This window comes from Saccharopolyspora hirsuta (assembly GCF_008630535.1).
Taxonomy (GTDB): Bacteria; Actinomycetota; Actinomycetes; order Mycobacteriales; family Pseudonocardiaceae; genus Saccharopolyspora; species Saccharopolyspora hirsuta.
On record NZ_VWPH01000014.1, the window covers coordinates 119,031 to 134,507 of the forward strand.

The 15,477-nt window shown below is 70.4% G+C and carries 15 protein-coding genes and 2 tRNA genes; 8 read left to right on the top strand and 9 right to left on the bottom strand.

Annotated features, from left to right (window positions below; translation table 11 throughout):
* Positions 1 to 68: 68 nt before the first annotated feature.
* The 4 genes from clpX to tig all read right to left on the bottom strand — a co-directional run bounded on the left by clpX (position 69) and on the right by tig (position 4,749).
* Complete coding sequence (gene clpX / locus F1721_RS27310) at positions 69 to 1,349, bottom strand: ATP-dependent Clp protease ATP-binding subunit ClpX (RefSeq protein ID WP_150069666.1); 1,281 nt, start codon at positions 1,347 to 1,349, stop codon at positions 69 to 71.
* A gap of 513 nt (positions 1,350 to 1,862) precedes the next feature.
* A complete protein-coding gene (locus F1721_RS27315) occupies positions 1,863 to 2,495 on the bottom strand; it encodes an ATP-dependent Clp protease proteolytic subunit (protein ID WP_150069667.1) in 633 nt (210 codons plus the stop codon).
* 38 nt (positions 2,496 to 2,533) lie between these two features.
* Positions 2,534 to 3,157 (bottom strand): ATP-dependent Clp protease proteolytic subunit, encoded by a 624-nt coding sequence (locus tag F1721_RS27320; RefSeq protein WP_211840647.1) that lies wholly within the window; start codon positions 3,155 to 3,157, stop codon positions 2,534 to 2,536.
* A gap of 236 nt (positions 3,158 to 3,393) precedes the next feature.
* Positions 3,394 to 4,749: a trigger factor gene (tig, locus tag F1721_RS27325; protein WP_150069668.1), complete on the bottom strand. Its 1,356-nt coding sequence runs from the start codon at positions 4,747 to 4,749 to the stop codon at positions 3,394 to 3,396.
* 176 nt (positions 4,750 to 4,925) lie between these two features.
* Between tig and F1721_RS27330 the strand changes: the two genes are divergently transcribed.
* A complete protein-coding gene (locus tag F1721_RS27330) occupies positions 4,926 to 5,873 on the top strand; it encodes a ferredoxin family protein (RefSeq protein WP_150069669.1) in 948 nt (315 codons plus the stop codon).
* Here F1721_RS27330 and F1721_RS27335 read toward each other — a convergent pair.
* Both F1721_RS27335 and F1721_RS27340 read right to left on the bottom strand, forming a co-directional pair.
* Positions 5,821 to 6,012 (bottom strand): hypothetical protein, encoded by a 192-nt coding sequence (locus F1721_RS27335; RefSeq protein ID WP_150069670.1) that lies wholly within the window; start codon positions 6,010 to 6,012, stop codon positions 5,821 to 5,823. The genes F1721_RS27330 and F1721_RS27335 overlap by 53 nt on opposite strands.
* A 154-nt stretch (positions 6,013 to 6,166) precedes the next feature.
* A tRNA-Pro gene (locus tag F1721_RS27340) sits at positions 6,167 to 6,240 on the bottom strand.
* 125 nt (positions 6,241 to 6,365) lie between these two features.
* Here F1721_RS27340 and F1721_RS27345 point away from each other — a divergent pair.
* The 5 genes from F1721_RS27345 to F1721_RS27365 all read left to right on the top strand — a co-directional run bounded on the left by F1721_RS27345 (position 6,366) and on the right by F1721_RS27365 (position 11,593).
* A tRNA-Gly gene (locus tag F1721_RS27345) sits at positions 6,366 to 6,436 on the top strand.
* A 933-nt stretch (positions 6,437 to 7,369) separates the two neighbouring features.
* Positions 7,370 to 8,791, top strand: a complete 1,422-nt coding sequence (locus tag F1721_RS27350; protein WP_246155339.1) for an MDR family MFS transporter — start codon at positions 7,370 to 7,372, stop codon at positions 8,789 to 8,791.
* Positions 8,792 to 8,846: 55 nt separating this feature from the next.
* Positions 8,847 to 9,473 (top strand): 2'-5' RNA ligase family protein, encoded by a 627-nt coding sequence (locus tag F1721_RS27355; RefSeq protein WP_150069764.1) that lies wholly within the window; start codon positions 8,847 to 8,849, stop codon positions 9,471 to 9,473.
* Between the two features lie 61 nt (positions 9,474 to 9,534).
* On the top strand, positions 9,535 to 10,749 hold the full coding sequence (locus F1721_RS27360) for a GNAT family N-acetyltransferase (RefSeq protein ID WP_150069672.1): 1,215 nt from the start codon (positions 9,535 to 9,537) through the stop codon (positions 10,747 to 10,749).
* A gap of 67 nt (positions 10,750 to 10,816) precedes the next feature.
* Positions 10,817 to 11,593 carry a hypothetical protein gene (locus F1721_RS27365; protein WP_150069673.1) on the top strand — a complete coding sequence of 259 codons (777 nt, stop codon included), beginning with the start codon at positions 10,817 to 10,819 and terminating at the stop codon, positions 11,591 to 11,593.
* Between the two features lie 505 nt (positions 11,594 to 12,098).
* Here the strand turns inward: F1721_RS27365 and F1721_RS27370 are convergent.
* From F1721_RS27370 to F1721_RS27380, 3 genes are read right to left on the bottom strand one after another with little or no spacing between them, the layout of a single operon-like run.
* Positions 12,099 to 12,908 carry an Fpg/Nei family DNA glycosylase gene (locus F1721_RS27370; RefSeq protein WP_150069674.1) on the bottom strand — a complete coding sequence of 270 codons (810 nt, stop codon included), beginning with the start codon at positions 12,906 to 12,908 and terminating at the stop codon, positions 12,099 to 12,101.
* Between the two features lie 31 nt (positions 12,909 to 12,939).
* Positions 12,940 to 13,254: a hypothetical protein gene (locus tag F1721_RS27375; RefSeq protein ID WP_150069675.1), complete on the bottom strand. Its 315-nt coding sequence runs from the start codon at positions 13,252 to 13,254 to the stop codon at positions 12,940 to 12,942.
* 3 nt (positions 13,255 to 13,257) lie between these two features.
* Positions 13,258 to 13,728, bottom strand: coding sequence for a ribose-5-phosphate isomerase (locus F1721_RS27380; RefSeq protein WP_150069676.1), 471 nt, complete (start codon positions 13,726 to 13,728; stop codon positions 13,258 to 13,260).
* Positions 13,729 to 13,996: 268 nt separating this feature from the next.
* Here F1721_RS27380 and F1721_RS27385 point away from each other — a divergent pair, with 268 nt between their 5' ends.
* Both F1721_RS27385 and F1721_RS27390 read left to right on the top strand, forming a co-directional pair.
* Positions 13,997 to 14,674, top strand: a complete 678-nt coding sequence (locus tag F1721_RS27385) for a 2-phosphosulfolactate phosphatase (protein ID WP_150069677.1) — start codon at positions 13,997 to 13,999, stop codon at positions 14,672 to 14,674.
* Positions 14,671 to 15,459, top strand: coding sequence for an MBL fold metallo-hydrolase (locus F1721_RS27390; protein ID WP_150069678.1), 789 nt, complete (start codon positions 14,671 to 14,673; stop codon positions 15,457 to 15,459). The genes F1721_RS27385 and F1721_RS27390 overlap by 4 nt, the downstream gene beginning before the upstream one ends.
* Positions 15,460 to 15,477: the final 18 nt, after the last annotated feature.

Consider the following 15,477-nt stretch of genomic DNA (forward strand, 5'->3'; position numbering starts at 1 on the left):
CAGCGTTCCGGACTCGAAAACCGCTGGCTCGGCGGCCAGTTCCGCGCCGGGTGCGCGGAACGGGGGAATCAGGCGGACTTCTCGCGCCGTTCGCGGCGCGTCGCCTGGCGCGCCACGATCGTCGGGTTGACGTTCTCCCGCACGGTCTGCTCGGTGATCACGACCTTGGCGACGTCCGACCGGCTCGGGATGTCGTACATCACCGGGAGCAGGACCTCCTCCAGGATCGCGCGCAGGCCGCGGGCGCCGGTGCCGCGCAGGATCGCCTGGTCGGCGATCGCCTCCAGCGCCGTCTTGGTGAACTCCAGCTCCACGTTGTCCATCTCGAACAAGCGCTTGTACTGCTTCACCAGGGCGTTGCGCGGCTCGGTGAGGATCTGCACCAGCGACGGCTTGTCCAGGTTCGTCACGCTGGCCACCGTGGGCAGCCGACCGATGAACTCCGGGATCAGCCCGTACTTGATCAGGTCCTCGGGCATCACGTCGGCGAAGTGGTCGGTGGTGTCGATCTGGGACTTGGAGCGCAGCTCCGCGCCGAAGCCGACGCTGTGCTTGCCGACCCGCTCCTCGACGATCTTCTCCAGCCCGGCGAACGCGCCCGCCACGATGAACAGCACGTTCGTGGTGTCGATCTGGATGAACTCCTGGTGCGGGTGCTTGCGGCCGCCCTGCGGCGGCACGCTGGCCGTGGTGCCCTCCAGGATCTTCAGCAGCGCCTGCTGGACGCCCTCGCCGGAGACGTCGCGGGTGATCGACGGGTTCTCGCTCTTGCGGGCGATCTTGTCGACCTCGTCGATGTAGATGATGCCGGTCTCGGCGCGCTTGACGTCGTAGTCGGCCGCCTGGATCAGCTTGAGCAGGATGTTCTCGACGTCCTCGCCCACGTACCCGGCCTCGGTCAGCGCGGTGGCGTCGGCGATCGCGAACGGCACGTTCAGCATCTTCGCCAGCGTCTGCGCGAGGTAGGTCTTGCCGCAGCCCGTCGGGCCGAGCATCAGGATGTTGGACTTGGCCAGCTCGACGGCCTCTTCACCGCGGCTCTCCCGGCGCTCACCGGCCTGGATGCGCTTGTAGTGGTTGTAGACCGCGACCGACAGGTTCCGCTTCGCCGGGTCCTGCCCGATGACGTACTGGTCGAGGAACTCGTGGATCTCCGCGGGCTTGGGCAGCTCGTCGAGCTTGACCTCGCCGGCCTCGGCCAGCTCCTCCTCGATGATCTCGTTGCAGAGATCGATGCACTCATCGCAGATGTACACGCCGGGGCCGGCGATGAGTTTCTTCACCTGCTTCTGGCTCTTCCCGCAGAAGGAGCACTTCAGCAGGTCGCCGCCGTCACCGATACGTGCCATGACCGCTGACCCCGTCCCCTCCGGCGCGCCGTCCGGTAGCGCGCCTGACCGTATGTGCTTCCGACGGTACCTGGCGTTCCCCGAGTTCGGGGAGACTCACAGTGTCCGCCATGGCCAAGCGTGATGTGACCAGCACCGCGCCCGGCGTGTCGTGACCCTCCTGCCGGGCGTGCCGCCCCACCACCTGGCCGGGAGGCTACGCGTTCCCGCAGCCCGCAGCAGCTGCTTTCTCCGGCCTCGGCGCTGCGCAGCGACCGCAGCCGGGAGAAGTGCGACCCCCTGGTTGATACCGGCCGAAGAGCACGGCCACCACCTGCGAGAACAAGATGTGACTCACGACTCGAAAAGTTGAAGGCCCAACCATCTCCGGTGCTCGACCGGCACCGCGGGTTCCCAGCGGCCGCCTGGCGAGGACAGCCCGTTCGCCGTGCATCGGGCACACCGGAGAACGGGATCCCGCAGCCGGGCGGCCGCTGAGGTTCCGCTACGCGGAGCGAGCCTGGAATTCCGCGCTCACGCCTTCTGCTCGGAGAGCTTGCGGTAGGGGACGACCTCGTCGATGATGCCGTACTCCACGGCCTGCTCCGCGGTCAGGATCTTGTCGCGGTCGACGTCCGCGCGGACCTGCTCCTGCGAGCGGCTGGTGTGCTTGGCCAGCGTCGACTCCATCAGGTCGCGCATCCGCTGGACCTCGGCGGCCTGGATCTCCAGGTCGGAGACCTGGCCGTAGATGCCCTCCACCGACGGCTGGTGGATCAGCACCCGCGAGTTCGGCAGCGCCTGGCGCTTGCCCTTGGTGCCCGCCGCCAGCAGCACGGCCGCCGCGGACGCCGCCTGCCCGAGGCAGATGGTGCGCACGTCCGGACGCACGTACTGGATGGTGTCGTAGATCGCCATCATCGCGGTGAACGATCCGCCCGGAGAGTTGATGTACATCTGGATCTCGCGGTCCGGGTCGTCGGACTCCAGGAAGAGCAGCTGCGCCATCACGTCGTTGGCGGAGGCGTCGTCGACCTGGACGCCGAGGAAGACGATGCGCTCCTCGAACAGCTTGTTGTACGGGTTGGACTCCTTGACCCCGTACGCGGTGCGCTCGACGAACGAGGGCAGCACGTACCGGGACTGCAGAGACTGGTAAGGGTTCACGGCGGGTGACTCCTCGTTGCTAGGTCCGGGCGGGATGATCAGCTGCGCGGCAGGTTCGCGGCGCTGGCCACGTGGTCCACGAACCCGTACTCGCGGGCCTCCTCCGCGGTGAACCACCGGTCGCGGTCCGAGTCCTGGATGATCCGCTCCACCGTCTGACCGGTCTGCTCCGCGATCAGCTCGGCCATCTCCCTCTTGTGCCTGGAGAACATCTTGGCCTGGATCGCGATGTCCGAAGCCGTGCCGCCGAGACCGGCCGACGGCTGGTGCATCATGATCCGCGCGTGCGGCAGCGCGAACCGCTTGCCCTTGGCGCCCGCGGACAGCAGGAACTGCCCCATCGAGGCGGCCATGCCCATCGCCACGGTGGCCACGTCCGGCTTGACCAGCTGCATGGTGTCGTAGATCGCCATGCCCGCGGTCACCGAACCGCCCGGCGAGTTGATGTAGAGCGAGATGTCGCGGTCCGGGTCCTCGGCCGCCAGCAGCAGCAGCTGCGAGCAGATCTGGTTCGAGATCGAGTCCTCGACCTGGGAGCCGAGGACGATGATGCGCTCCCGCAGCAGCCGCTCGTAAACCGAGTCGTTGAGCGAGAGTCCGTTGGTACCCGTCCGCATGGACGGCGCCTGCGCGTCGGACGCCGGAGTCAGGTGCTGCGTCACGTCTCCCTGCCTTCTCCCACAATGGGCTCTTTCACGTGGGCCACACCGGTCACTCGCGCCGCTCCCGATCCGCTTCCAAAGTGGACCGAGCTGGTCCGCGGGCGACGTCGACGGCCCTGCTTCCCTCTCGGGTGATCCGCTACAACCGACCCTAACGAAAGTGGACGGCACCAGCTTCCCAGTACCGCCCACTTTCGCTTAGAGCATGTTTATCGAGTTGTCGAGCGCGAGCCGGGTCACTCCGCCTTCGCGGTCTCGGCCTCCTCGCCCTCCTGCGGGCCGAACAGCTCGTCGAGGTCCAGCTCGTTGCCCGAGGCGTCGGTGACCTTGGCCTGGCGGACCACCGAGAACAGCGCCTTGCTGCGCCGGACGTCGGCGTAGAGCGCGCCCAGCTGGCCGGACTGCTGGGCCTGCTGGACGAACTGGTCCGGGCTCATGCCGAAGCGCTGCGCCTGGTAGATGATCCGCTGGGTGAGCTCGTCGTCGGAGACCGAGACGTCCTCGGCGTCGGCGATGGTGTCCAGCACCAGCTGGGTGCGGACCGCCTTCTCCGCCTCCTCGCGGGTCTCCGCGTCGAACTGCTCGCGGGTCTTCTCCTGCTGCTCAAGCCACTCTTCGAAGCGCTTCTCGTCGTGGTCGAACGGGTGCACCGCGTCGTGCTGGCGCACCTCGACCTCGGACTCGACGACCTTCTCGGGCAGCGGCACCTCGACGGTCTCCAGCAGCGCGTCCAGGACCTTGTCCCGGGCCTGCATGCCCTGCTGCATCTTCTTGACCTTGGCCATCCGCTCCCGCAGGTCCGCGATGAGCTCCTCGACGGTGTCGAACTCGCTGGCCATCTGCGCGAACTCGTCGTCGGCCTCGGGCAGCTGGCGCTCCTTGACGGAGTTCAGCTTGACGGTCACCTCGGCGTCCTTGCCGGCGTGCTCACCGGCCACCAGCTTGGTGGTGAAGGTCTTGGTGTCGCCCTCGCTCGCGCCGATCAGCGCCTCGTCGATGCCCTCGATCAGCTGGCCGGAGCCGATCTCGTAGGACAGGCCGCTGGTCTGGGCGTCCTCGACCTCCTCGCCGTCCACGGTGGCGGACAGGTCGATGCTGACGAAGTCGCCCTCCTGCGCGGCCCGGTCCACCCCGGCGAGGGTGCCGAAGCGGGCGCGCAACGAGTCCAGCTGCTCGGTCACCTCGTCCTCGGTGACCTCGACGTCGTCCACGCTCACCGACAGCTCGCCGAAGGCGGGCACGGTGATCTCCGGGCGGACGTCGACCTCGGCGGTGAACGCGATCTCCGCGCCGTCCTCGATCTTGGTCACCTCGATGTCCGGGCGACCGAGGGTGCGCACCTCGCTGCTGTTGACCGCCTCCAGGTACTTGGCCGGAACCGCCTCGTTGACGACCTCGTCGAGCACGGGGCCCCGACCGATGCGGCTCTCCAGCACCCGCGCCGGAACCTTGCCCGGCCGGAAGCCGGGGATGCGAACCTGCTGGGCCAGTGCCTTGTACGCGCGGTCGAAGTTCGGCTTGAGCTCGTCGAACGGCACCTCGACGTTGATCCGGACGCGCGTCGGGCTCAGGTGCTCGACGGTGCTCTTCACGTGGTCTCCTAGTGCGAACGTGCTTTGATTCCCGGCGCTGCCAGCGGGCGCGGCGCAACACCACCCCCAATGCCGGGCTGACCTCCGAGTCTATTGCTTCCCACCCGGGACCACGGGCCGGGGTGCTCGGGCGGCCTCGCCCGCCCGGGACGGGCGGTCCGTGCTTGAGTGGAATCGTGCAGCACACCGCAGCCGATCCCGCCACCTGCGCCGCGCTGTCCACCGCGCTCGCCGAACCGCTGACCGGCACCGCGGCGGTCGCGCGCGGCTGGCTCTGCCTGGAGCAGCGCGGCCCGTGGGGGCACAACGCGCTGGTGCAGAGCCACCTGGACCCGGAGCTGGGGCGGGCGCTGGACGCGAGAGCGGCCGAGCACGGCGTGCGGGTGCAGCTGATCCGGCAGCCGGGCCGCCACGCGGACGTCCCGGGCGACACCACCCGCCGCGTCCTGCTCGCCAACACCGCGCCCGGCACCGGCTGGCTGCGCGAGCGCACCACCACCGACCCGGCCGAACTGCTCGACCTCGACTTCGCGCGCATCGCCGCCGGGCACCACGACGGCTGGGGGCGGCCCGTCGCCGACCCGGTGCTCCTGATCTGCACCAACGGCCGCCGCGACCGGTGCTGCGCGCTGCTCGGCCGCGAGCTGATCACCGACCTGACCGGGCGCCACGACGGCACCATCTGGGAGACCTCGCACACCGGCGGGCACCGCTTCGCCCCCGCCGCGGTCCTGCTGCCCAGCGGCTACACCTACGGGCGCCTCACCGCACCGGCCGTCGAGGCGATCCTGTCCGCTGCCGCCGCTGGCAAGGTCGCGCTCGAGCACTGCCGCGGCCGCTCGACCTGGGAGCGCGCCGGGCAAGCCGCCGAACTGGCCGTCCGCGAGCACCTCGGCGAACACCTCGCCGACGCGCTGCGCATCACCGGCAGCACCGCCGACCGGGTCGACGTGACCCACCAGGACGGCCGCAGCTGGCAGGTGACCGTGCGCGTCCGCGAACTCGACCCGCCCCGCCCCAACAGCTGCGGCAAGGCAGCGGTCCGCCCCACCGCCACCGAGGCGGTGGCCATCACTGACCGCTCAACACCGAACCGACCGCCGCGCTCAGCTTCGTCGGCGTGACCGCCGTCACGATCCCGTCCGACGGCGCCAGCTCGGCAACCCCGTCCGGCCCGGGAACCGCCAGCGACACCACGACCAACAGCACCAGCGCGGCACCCAGCACCGCGCACACCACCACCGCGGGAAGGTGAGCGCGCAACCCCGGAATCCCATCGCGCACGAACGGGAAATCGGCACCCCGCGCCCGGCCGTTACCAACCGTCACGCACGACTGCGACCCACATCACCGGAGGAACCCCGCCCGGGAACGAAAGAACCGGCCGCCCGCGAGAAGCGGGCGACCGGCCGCGACGTCGGGGTGGCGGGATTTGAACCCACGACCCCTCGCACCCAAAGCGAGTGCGCTACCAAACTGCGCCACACCCCGTCCGACGTGCGAAGCACCCGGCAACCCCGGGTGCGTTGCGAAGAGCCTATCGCGACCCGCTAAGCTGTGGCACGCAAGGTCGCCGAACCCCGGGCACCACCCGCGGGGAGAGGCGAAACCAGCGCGCGGGCGTAGCTCAATGGTAGAGCCCCAGTCTTCCAAACTGGCTACGCGGGTTCGATTCCCGTCGCCCGCTCCGGGGTTGGGAGGGGTGTGTCAGCGGAATGCGCTGACCTTCACCCCTTCGCCATTGCATCTGGGGGGCCGAGCCCCCCAGGCCCCCACGGTGCGGGGGTTGCTTTTTGGAGGGCTTCTCGGGTTGGGGAGCGTTCCCGGCCTGGGTTTTCACCAGCGCATCGGTCGGTGTATCACCGCCTTCGGCGGGGTGGTGACGTCCGCGATTTCGATTGAGCCTTTTTCATCCTGGCCGTGGACCGCAGCCGCGAAGGGCGACCGGCACCGGTCGGCAGGTGCCGCATGCGCCGCAGGCGCATAGCCCACCCCCGCAGCTTGCACCGCCGCGGGTTCTCAGCGTTCGCCTGGCGAGGACGGCCCTGACGCCGTGTATCGGGCAATACATAAGTCAGGGCACCCGGAGTCCAGGCGGGCGCTGAGGTTCCGCCACCCGCACCGCCACTCAGAACGAGGTTGGAAAAACCTCATTGAGATTGCCTCGCGTCGGTACCGCAGGTTTCGTCTGGAACGGTGGCAATTTCGATTGAAATCGCAACACCACGCAGCGCGACCACGCACCGCTTTGAACCCCGCTCAACCCCGCACCCGACGGCACCTCTCCTCGCCAACTCCAGCCCAACACCACCACCGATCCTTCGGTGGCGCCGCGAACTCGCTCGGGGACAGGGCCGCTGCGCTCTCAGCCCGGCTATCACCACCGCTGCTCAGGCGTCACCTCTGCATCACCAGGCACGGGGTGTGACTGGGGCCTCCGTCGCCGCTGGGTTTGGGGTCGGGGGTGGCGAAATTTGGTTGGGGATTGTCGGGGGGTTGGGTCATCCTGGTGGGCGGTTCGGGGTTGGGCCGGGGTGCTGGGCCCGGTTTTTCCTCTTCTTCTCTTCTTGGGGGTTTTGTGCGGCGGCTTGAGTACAAGTGGCTCGTCGGGATCACTTTCGTGCTGGCTCTGATCATGCAGATCCTGGACGTCACCATCCTGAACGTGGCGCTCGCCACGCTGGGGCGGGAGTTCCAGGTCGATCCCGCCGCGCTGCAGTGGGTGCTGACCGGGTACATGATCAGCCTCGCCGTGTTCATCCCGTCGTCCGGTTGGATCGCCGACCGGTTCGGCAGCAAGCGGACGTTCCAGGCCGCGGTGATCATCTTCACCTTCGCCTCCGTGCTGTGCGGGGTGTCCACCGAGATGTGGATGCTCGTCGCCGCACGGGTGCTGCAGGGCGTCGGCGGCGGCATGCTGGTGCCCGTCGGGCAGGCCATGCTCTTCCGGGCCTTCCCGCCCGACGAGCGGGCCAAGGCCGGGGCCGTGCTGTCCATCCCGATCACCGTCGCGCCGATGCTCGGACCGGTGCTCGGCGGCGTGCTCGTCGAGTACGCCAGCTGGCGCTGGATCTTCTTCATCAACGTGCCCGTCGGGGCACTCGCACTGCTGTTCACCGTGCTGTACCTGCGCGAGGAGGAGCGCACCGGTCCCGGGCGCTTCGACCTGCCCGGCTTCCTGCTCGCCGGGATCGGCCTGGCCACCCTGCTGTACGGGCTGGAGCAGGGCGCCCAGCTCGGCTGGGGCACCGTCCAGGTGTGGGTGAGCCTGCTCGTGGCCGGGCTGCTCATCACCGGGCTGATCTGGCGGGAGCTCACCGTCCGCGAACCGATGCTGGACCTGCGGCTGCTCACCGACCGGATGTTCGGCACCGGCAACCTGCTCCTGCTGCTCCAGACCGGGTCGATGTTCGGCATCCTCTTCCTGCTGCCGCTCTACCTGCAGAACCTGCGCGGGGTGTCCCCGATGCACGCCGGGCTGGTGCTCATGCCGCAGGCGGTGGTCATGCTGGCGACCACCCAGGTGGTCAGCCGGATCTACGGCCGGGTCGGGCCGAAGCGGCTGATCCTGGCCGGGTTCGCGGTGCAGCTGGCGATCTGCGCCGGGCTGCAGCTGCAGGGGCTGACCACCCCGCTGGGCTTCCTGGCCGGGCTGCTCGCGGTGCAGGGCGTGGCGATGGGCCTGCTGATGACGCCGGTGCAGACGGCCACCTTCGCGGGCATCTCCGGCCGGGCGATGGGGCAGGCCAGCTCGCTGTTCAACGTCAGCAGGCAGGTCGCCACCGCGCTCGGCACCGCCGTCGTCGCCACCGTGCTGGTGGTGCTCACCGAGCACGGTCAGTCCACAATGGATCCCGCCACCCCGTTGGCCGAGGTCCAGCTCGGCGCCTACCACGGGGCGTTCCTGGTCTCCGCGGTGTTCGCCGCGCTGGGTATCCTGCTGGCTCTGCGGGTGCGCGACGCCGATGCCGCGGCCAGCCTCGACCGCCCCAGCGGATCGGCCCGACCAGGCGACCGCGAAGCGGCCGGGACCGTGAGATAGGTCAAGCGCGCCCCGCCGCCGGACAGCTCCGGGCAGTATGTGAGGGGTGACCGATATGCCGCACGTCGACCAGGTCCGCAACCACGCCCGCTGGCGCCCGGGCTGGCGCGCCGGGCGCACCGGCTACGCCTGGTTGCTGCCGCTCGCCGACCAACCGGGGCTGCGCAAGCTGGTGAACGACTACCAGTACGCGCTGCGCGACCTGCCCGGCTTCGACCTGGTGCCGCTGGAGTGGATGCACATCCTGGTCCAGGAGGTCGGGTTCACCGACGAGGTCGACGAGACGCGCATCGAGGCGCTGGTCGCGGCCACCCGCAAGCGGCTCGAAGCGGTGCTTCCGCTCACCCTGGCCTTCCACCACGCCGTGGTGCAGCCGGAATCGCTGTCGCTGCCCGCCGAACCGCAGTCGACCGTCATCGAGCTGCGCACCGCGGTGCGCGAGGCGCTGGCCGACGTGCTCGGCGAGTCTGCGGTGCCGCCGGAGCCCGAGGACGTCGACAAGCACGTCAGCCTCGCGCACTCCACCACCGACGGACCGGCGATCTTCGCGGTGGCCACGCTCAGCGCCACCCAGGTGGAGCCGACCACCGCCAAGCTCCCGGCGCTGTCCCTGGTGAAGCTCAACCGCGACCACTCGTGCCCCGAGTGGGAGAAGGTCACCGAGGTCCAGCTCGGCGCCTGAGCACCGCGACTTCGCGCGAAATCGGGTCGCGCGGCCCGGCCCTGCTCGGTATCAAGGCCGCATGGGAGAGCTCAGCACGCGACGTCTGCGGACCGACGAGTACGACGCCTTCTTCGACGTCTTCGCCGCCGCGTTCCTCGACGACTCGCTGGAGGCCGTGCGCAGCACGTACGGCAGCGCGTTCCGCCCGGAACTCGCGCACGGCGCCTTCGACGGGGACGAGCTGATCGGCTGCGCCGGGCAGCTGGACCAGGAGATCACCGTGCCGGGACCAGCTCGGTGCCCGCTCGCGGCGGTCACCGCGGTGGGCGTCAAGCCCGGGCACCGACGGCGCGGCGTGCTCACCTCGCTGATGCGCGCGCAGCTGGACGCGCTGCACGACGGGGGCGTTCCGATCGCGGCGCTGTACGCCTCGGAGTCCGGCATCTACGGCCGGTTCGGCTACGGGCTGGCCAGCTTCGAGAGCCACCTGGCGGTGCCCCGCGGCGCGGCATTCCTGTCCACTGTGGAGGTCGACGGGCGACCGGTGCGCGAAGTCGACCGGGAGCAGGCGCTGGAGGTGGTGCGCACCCGCTATCCCGCGATCGCCGAGACCCGGACCGGCTGGCTCTCCCGCAGCGACGGCTCTTGGGAGGCCCGCGTGCTGGACGGCCCCAACGCGCGCGGCGACCTCAGCGCTCCCCGGTTCGCGGTGCACCCCGACGGCTACGCCATCTACCGGCCCAAGCGGGAGTGGACCACGCGCGGACCCGCTCACGAGCTGCACGTGGCGGAGCTCGTGGCCGCGACCCCGCAGGCCTACGCCGCGCTGTGGCGGTACCTGCTGGACGTCGACCTGGTCGCCGAGGTGCACTGGCGCAAGGCTGCGATCGACGAGCCGGTGCTCGACATGCTGGTCAACCCGCGCGCCGTCGACCGGCGGGTGCTCGACGGGCTGTGGGTGCGGCTGGTCGACCTGGACCGGGCGCTGATGGCCCGCCGCTACGCCGCCCCGGTCGACGTGGTCCTCGACGTCACCGACCGCTTCTGCCCGTGGAACGAGGGCCGCTGGCGCCTGCGCACCGACGCGTCCGGATCGGCCACCGCCACCCGCACCGAGGACGCCGGGCACCTCGCGCTGGACGTCACCGACCTCGCGGCCGCCTACCTGGGCGGCAGCACGCTGGCCGGGCTGGCGCGCGCCGGGCGGGTCGTCGAGCACGAGCCGGGTGCGCTGGTCGCGGCGTCGCGGGCGTTCGCGACCGACTGCGCGCCGCACTGCCAGGAAGGCTTCTGATCACCCGCACGTGTGACGGCCAGGTACTGTCGATGAGGACGGATTCGTCCGGTTCGGGGAGGTCCTGGTGTTCACCGCAGTCCTGATCATCGTGGTCGCGCTCGTGGTGATCGGAGCCGCCATCTGGTGGTCCCGCCAGAAGGCCGTGGAGCACCAGCGCAAGCAGCTGGACGACGCCAAGGCCGAAGCGCGCCGCTGGGTGGAGCGGCTGGGCGGCCAGGTGCTCAACCTGGTCGGCACCAACGAGGCCGCCAAGCAGGCGCTTGCCGACGCGGCGGAGCGGCACGGCGCGGCGGTCTCCCAGCTGGAGCAGGCCACCACCGAGCAGCAGGCCCGCCTGACCACCGAATCCGCGCTGGAGGGGCTCTACTACGTGCGGGCGGCGCGGGTCGCGATGGACATGGACCCGGGGCCGGAGCTGCCCGACCTGGCCGGTCAGCGCGGCGCGGGCAAGGTCACCGAGCTCCGCGAGGTCGAGGTGGAGGGCCGCCAGCAGGTCGCCTCGCCGAACCCGAGCGAGCAGACGCCGCACTTCTACCCCGGCGGCACGGTGGCCGGACGCCCGGTGCCGCAGGGCTGGTACAGCGAGCCGTGGTGGAAGCCCGCCCTGGTCGCCGGCGCCTGGGGCGTGGGCTCGTTCGTGCTGATGAGCGCCCTGTTCAGCGGCATGTCCGGGGTCCCGGCGGAAGCCGCCTACGCGGACGGCTTCCAGGACGGCATGGCCGCCGACGACCCGGGCGCCGACCTCGGCGGGGACCCGGGCGCCGACTTCGGCGGAGACCCGGGTGCGGACCTCGGCGACCCCGGAGCCGACTTCGGCGACTTCGGGGACTTCGGCTTCTGACCCGCCCCGCGAGCCCGGCTCCGGCCCGACCGCAGTTTCAGTTGAAACTGCGGTTTCCCGTGCCTGGAGATCGCAGTTTCAGTTGAAACTGCGGCCCCGCGGCGTGTCGGGTGCCGGACGCACCGGAGGATGTGGACAGGTCGTCCGGGCCGTGGCGAACCTCCGCGATTTCAATGGAAATCGCATGTCCGATTTCCATTGAACTTGTTCATCCTGTCCGTGGACCGCAGCTGCGAAGGGCGACCGGCACCGATGACCAGGTCGTCGCATGCGCCGCAGGCGCATAGCCCACCCTCGCAACCGGCACCGCCGCGGGTTCACGGTGCCCACCCCTCTGGGGTTCCTTCCGGCGAGGACGGCCCAACTGCCGTGTATTGGCATACATAAAGTTGGGCACCCGGAGTCCAGGCGGGCGCTGAGGTTCCGCCACTTGCACCGCCACGCAGAACGAGGTTGGAAAAACCTCAGTGAAATCGCGTCCCACCGGCGCCCGGGGCGCGGCGAGCTACTCGGGTTGGCAGGTGGGGCACCAGTAGAGCTTGCGGCCGGAGAGGTCCGCGGTGGCGATCGGGGTTCCGCAGATCAGGCAGGGCATGGACGCCCGGCGGTAGACGTAGACCTCGCCGCCGTGCCGGTCCTGGCGCGGGGCGCGTCCGGTGACCTCGGGCAGGTGCTCCGGGCGCACGGTGTCGATGCGGCCCACCCGGACCCCGTCGGCCATCAGCTCGACCAGGTCCGCCCAGATCAGGTCCCACTGCTCGCGGGCGAGGTCGCGGCCCGGCGTGTACGGCGGGATGCCGTGCCGGAACAGCACCTCGGCCCGGTAGACGTTGCCGACCCCGGCCAGCACCTTCTGGTCCAGCAGCAGCGCCGCGATGCTCGTGCGGGAGCGGGAGATCCGCGCCCACGCGCGCTCCGGATCGGCGTCCGCGCGCAGCGGGTCCGGGCCGAGCCGGGCCCGCAGCGCCGCGACCTCGTCACCGGTCAGCAGCTCGCAGGCGGTCGGGCCACGCAGATCGGTCCAGTGCGTCTTGCCGATGATCCGCATCCGCACCTGGCCGCGCGGTTCGGCCACCGGCAGCTCGGACTCGCTGAAGGTGCCGTACAGCCCGAGGTGGACGTGGACGATCCGGTCCGGGCCGTAGTGGTGGAACAGGTGCTTGCCGTGCGCCTCGGCGCGCTCCAGCACCGAGCCGTCGAGCAGCGAAGCGCTCGCGGCGAAGCGCCCCTGCGGGCTGCCGACCCGGACCCGCGTCCCGGCGAACAGCTCGTCGTGCACCCCGGCGAGCCGGTGCAGGGTGTGACCTTCGGGCATGTGGGGGTCTTCCTCGTGGTCCTCGGGCCGCTCAGGCGATGATCCACAGCGTGACCGAATCCGCGAGGTAGGCCAGCACGCACCACAGCGCGATGTGCAGGCCGCGGCGGACCGGCCGGTCGCGGCGCCGGAACGCGAACCCGGCGATCAGGGAGAGGATCAGCGCCAGGACCGCGCCGACGGTCAGCCACAGGCCGATGCCGAGGGCGCAGTCCGGAGCGGGGCAGAACGCCTCCACCAGGGTGGGCGAGAGCGCTCGCTGCCCGAAGAAGAGCACCAGCACGCCGACCGCCGTCGCCGCCACCGCGACCAGCGGTGTCGGGACTGCGCGGCGTGCCGGTGCCATCGGTCAGTTGCCGGGCAGCGCCGGGGGCTGGCCGGTCTTCTCGTACTCGGTGAGCAGGTCGATCCGCCGCTGGTGGCGGCCGCCCTCGAACTCGGTGGTCAGGAACGCCTCGACGATCTGCTCGGCCTCCTCGACGGTGTGCATCCGCGCACCGACACCGGCCAGCAGCGCGTTGTTGTGCTGGCGGGCGAGCTTGGCCGTCTCGACGCTCCAGGTCAGCGCGGCGCGGGCGCCGGGGACCTTGTTCGCGGCGATCTGCTCGCCGTTGCCGGAGCCGCCGAGGACCAGCCCGAGGCTGCCCTCGTCGGCGACGACGCGGCGGGCGGTCTCGACGCAGAACGGCGGGTAGTCGTCCTGGGCGTCGTACTCCGCGGGACCGATGTCGGTCACTTCGTGACCCTTGTCGGTCAGCCACTTGACGAGGTGGTTCTTGAGTTCGTAGCCAGCGTGGTCGGAACCGATGTAAACGCGCACGTGGGCAGTCTGACAGAACCGCCTCGCCGGGATTGACAGCCCCGCCTCTCCGCGATTCACAGTGGTGGTTGCGCGTGGGGATGAGCTCGCGTTTTCGGGGTTTCTTGTGGCTGAGTTGCGTCACGTTCCCCTGAGGTGCGGTTGGGCAGGGCTCGAGTTGCGACAGTGGTGGTTGTCTCTGGATCGATCTCGCGTTTTCAAGATCGCGCCTCGTGGTTCCGCGAGGTTTGATCACTGCTCGGGTTTCTTTCTGGATACGCTTCCGGGCATGGCCAGCGTGGATGTGCACGTGGACTGGGGGTTGCCGGGGCTTCGGGCGATGTCGGGCTTCCCCGTTCTGGTGGTTGTCGACGTGCTCTCGTTCTGCACCGCTGCGGACCTCGCGGTCGCTCGCGGGGCTCGGGTTCTGCCCATGCGGTCGCGGTACGACGCGACTCCGGAGGGTGTTGTGCTGGCTTGGGCTCGTCATCGCGAGCGGTGGTCGTTGAGCCCGTCGTCGCTTCTGATGCTCACCGCGGGTGTGCGGCTGGGGCTTCCGTCTCCGAACGGCGCGACGTTGTGCGCCGCTGCTTCGGGCTCGACCGTGTTCGCCGGGTGTCTGCGCAATGCCGATGCTGTGGCCGAAGCCGCGGCGCGCGTTGGTGGGCCGGTCGGCGTGGTCGCGGGTGGGGAGCGCCGTGATGACGAGCTGCGGCCCGCGATCGAGGACCTGCTCGGCGCGGGCGCGATCGTCTCCGCGCTGTCCGGCCGCCGGTCCCCTGAGGCCGAGCTCGCGGCCGCCGCATTCCGCAGCGTGCGGGACGACATCAGCTCGCTGCTCGCGGATTGCGAGTCCGGTCGGGAGCTGGCCGAGATGGGATTCGCGCACGACGTGGCTCTGGCCGCTGAGGTGAACAGCAGCCGTACCGCGCCGGTGCTGCGCGACGGTTTTCTGGAAGCCGCATGAGCTGGCACGAGGTCGGCGCTGGCGTGTTCGTGCGGCGGTACGCCGAGCTTGATCTGTCCGTCGGTTTGGTGGTCGGGGCCGAGTCCGCGCTGGTCATCGACACTCGTGGGGATCGCGTGCAGGGGGCTGAGCTGGCCGCTGCGGTTCGGGGGATCACCGCGCTGCCCTGGCAGGTCGTGATCACGCACGGGCACTTCGACCACTGCTTCGGGACCAGCGCTTTCCTGCCCGCTCCGGTCTGGGCGCACGAGCGCTGCGCCGGGTTCCTGGCCTCTACCGCTGACCAGCAGCGGGCTGAGTGGGTTGCGCACTACCGGCGCGAAGGCGCCGACGACATCGCCGATGCGCTGGCCGGGTCGACTGCGGACCGGCCGGACCACCTGGTGTCGGATCGGGTCGACGTCGACCTGGGAGGGCGCGTCGCGCAGCTGCGCCACCCCGGGCTCGGGCACACCGATCACGACCTGATCGTCGCGGTTCCCGACGCCGGGGTCGTGTTCGCCGGGGATCTGGTCGAGCAGGGCGCCCCACCGGACTTCGGCGACTCGTACCCGGAGTGCTGGCCTTCCGCGGTGGACGGCATCCTCGCGCTCTCGCCCGCCGTCGTCGTGCCCGGCCACGGCGAACCCGTCACCTCGGACTTCGTGCGCACCCAGCGCGCCGAGCTCGCCGCGATCGCCGAGCTCTGCCTCGCTCACCGGCTCGGGGAGCTGACGCTGGAGCAAGCGCTCCGCCGCTCGCCCTACCCCGCGGACACCACGCGGACCGCGCTGGCCCGCTCCTGACGGGCATTCCGGCCGAAA

Coding starts and splice junctions, on each gene's coding strand:
- clpX (WP_150069666.1), bottom strand. CDS start 1,349: ATGGCACGTATCGGTGACGGCGGCGACCTGCTGAAGTGCTCCTTCTGC.
- F1721_RS27370 (WP_150069674.1), bottom strand. CDS start 12,908: ATGCCCGAAGGTCACACCCTGCACCGGCTCGCCGGGGTGCACGACGAG.
- F1721_RS27375 (WP_150069675.1), bottom strand. CDS start 13,254: ATGGCACCGGCACGCCGCGCAGTCCCGACACCGCTGGTCGCGGTGGCG.
- F1721_RS27360 (WP_150069672.1), top strand. CDS start 9,535: ATGGGAGAGCTCAGCACGCGACGTCTGCGGACCGACGAGTACGACGCC.
- F1721_RS27355 (WP_150069764.1), top strand. CDS start 8,847: ATGCCGCACGTCGACCAGGTCCGCAACCACGCCCGCTGGCGCCCGGGC.
- F1721_RS27390 (WP_150069678.1), top strand. CDS start 14,671: ATGAGCTGGCACGAGGTCGGCGCTGGCGTGTTCGTGCGGCGGTACGCC.
- F1721_RS27385 (WP_150069677.1), top strand. CDS start 13,997: ATGGCCAGCGTGGATGTGCACGTGGACTGGGGGTTGCCGGGGCTTCGG.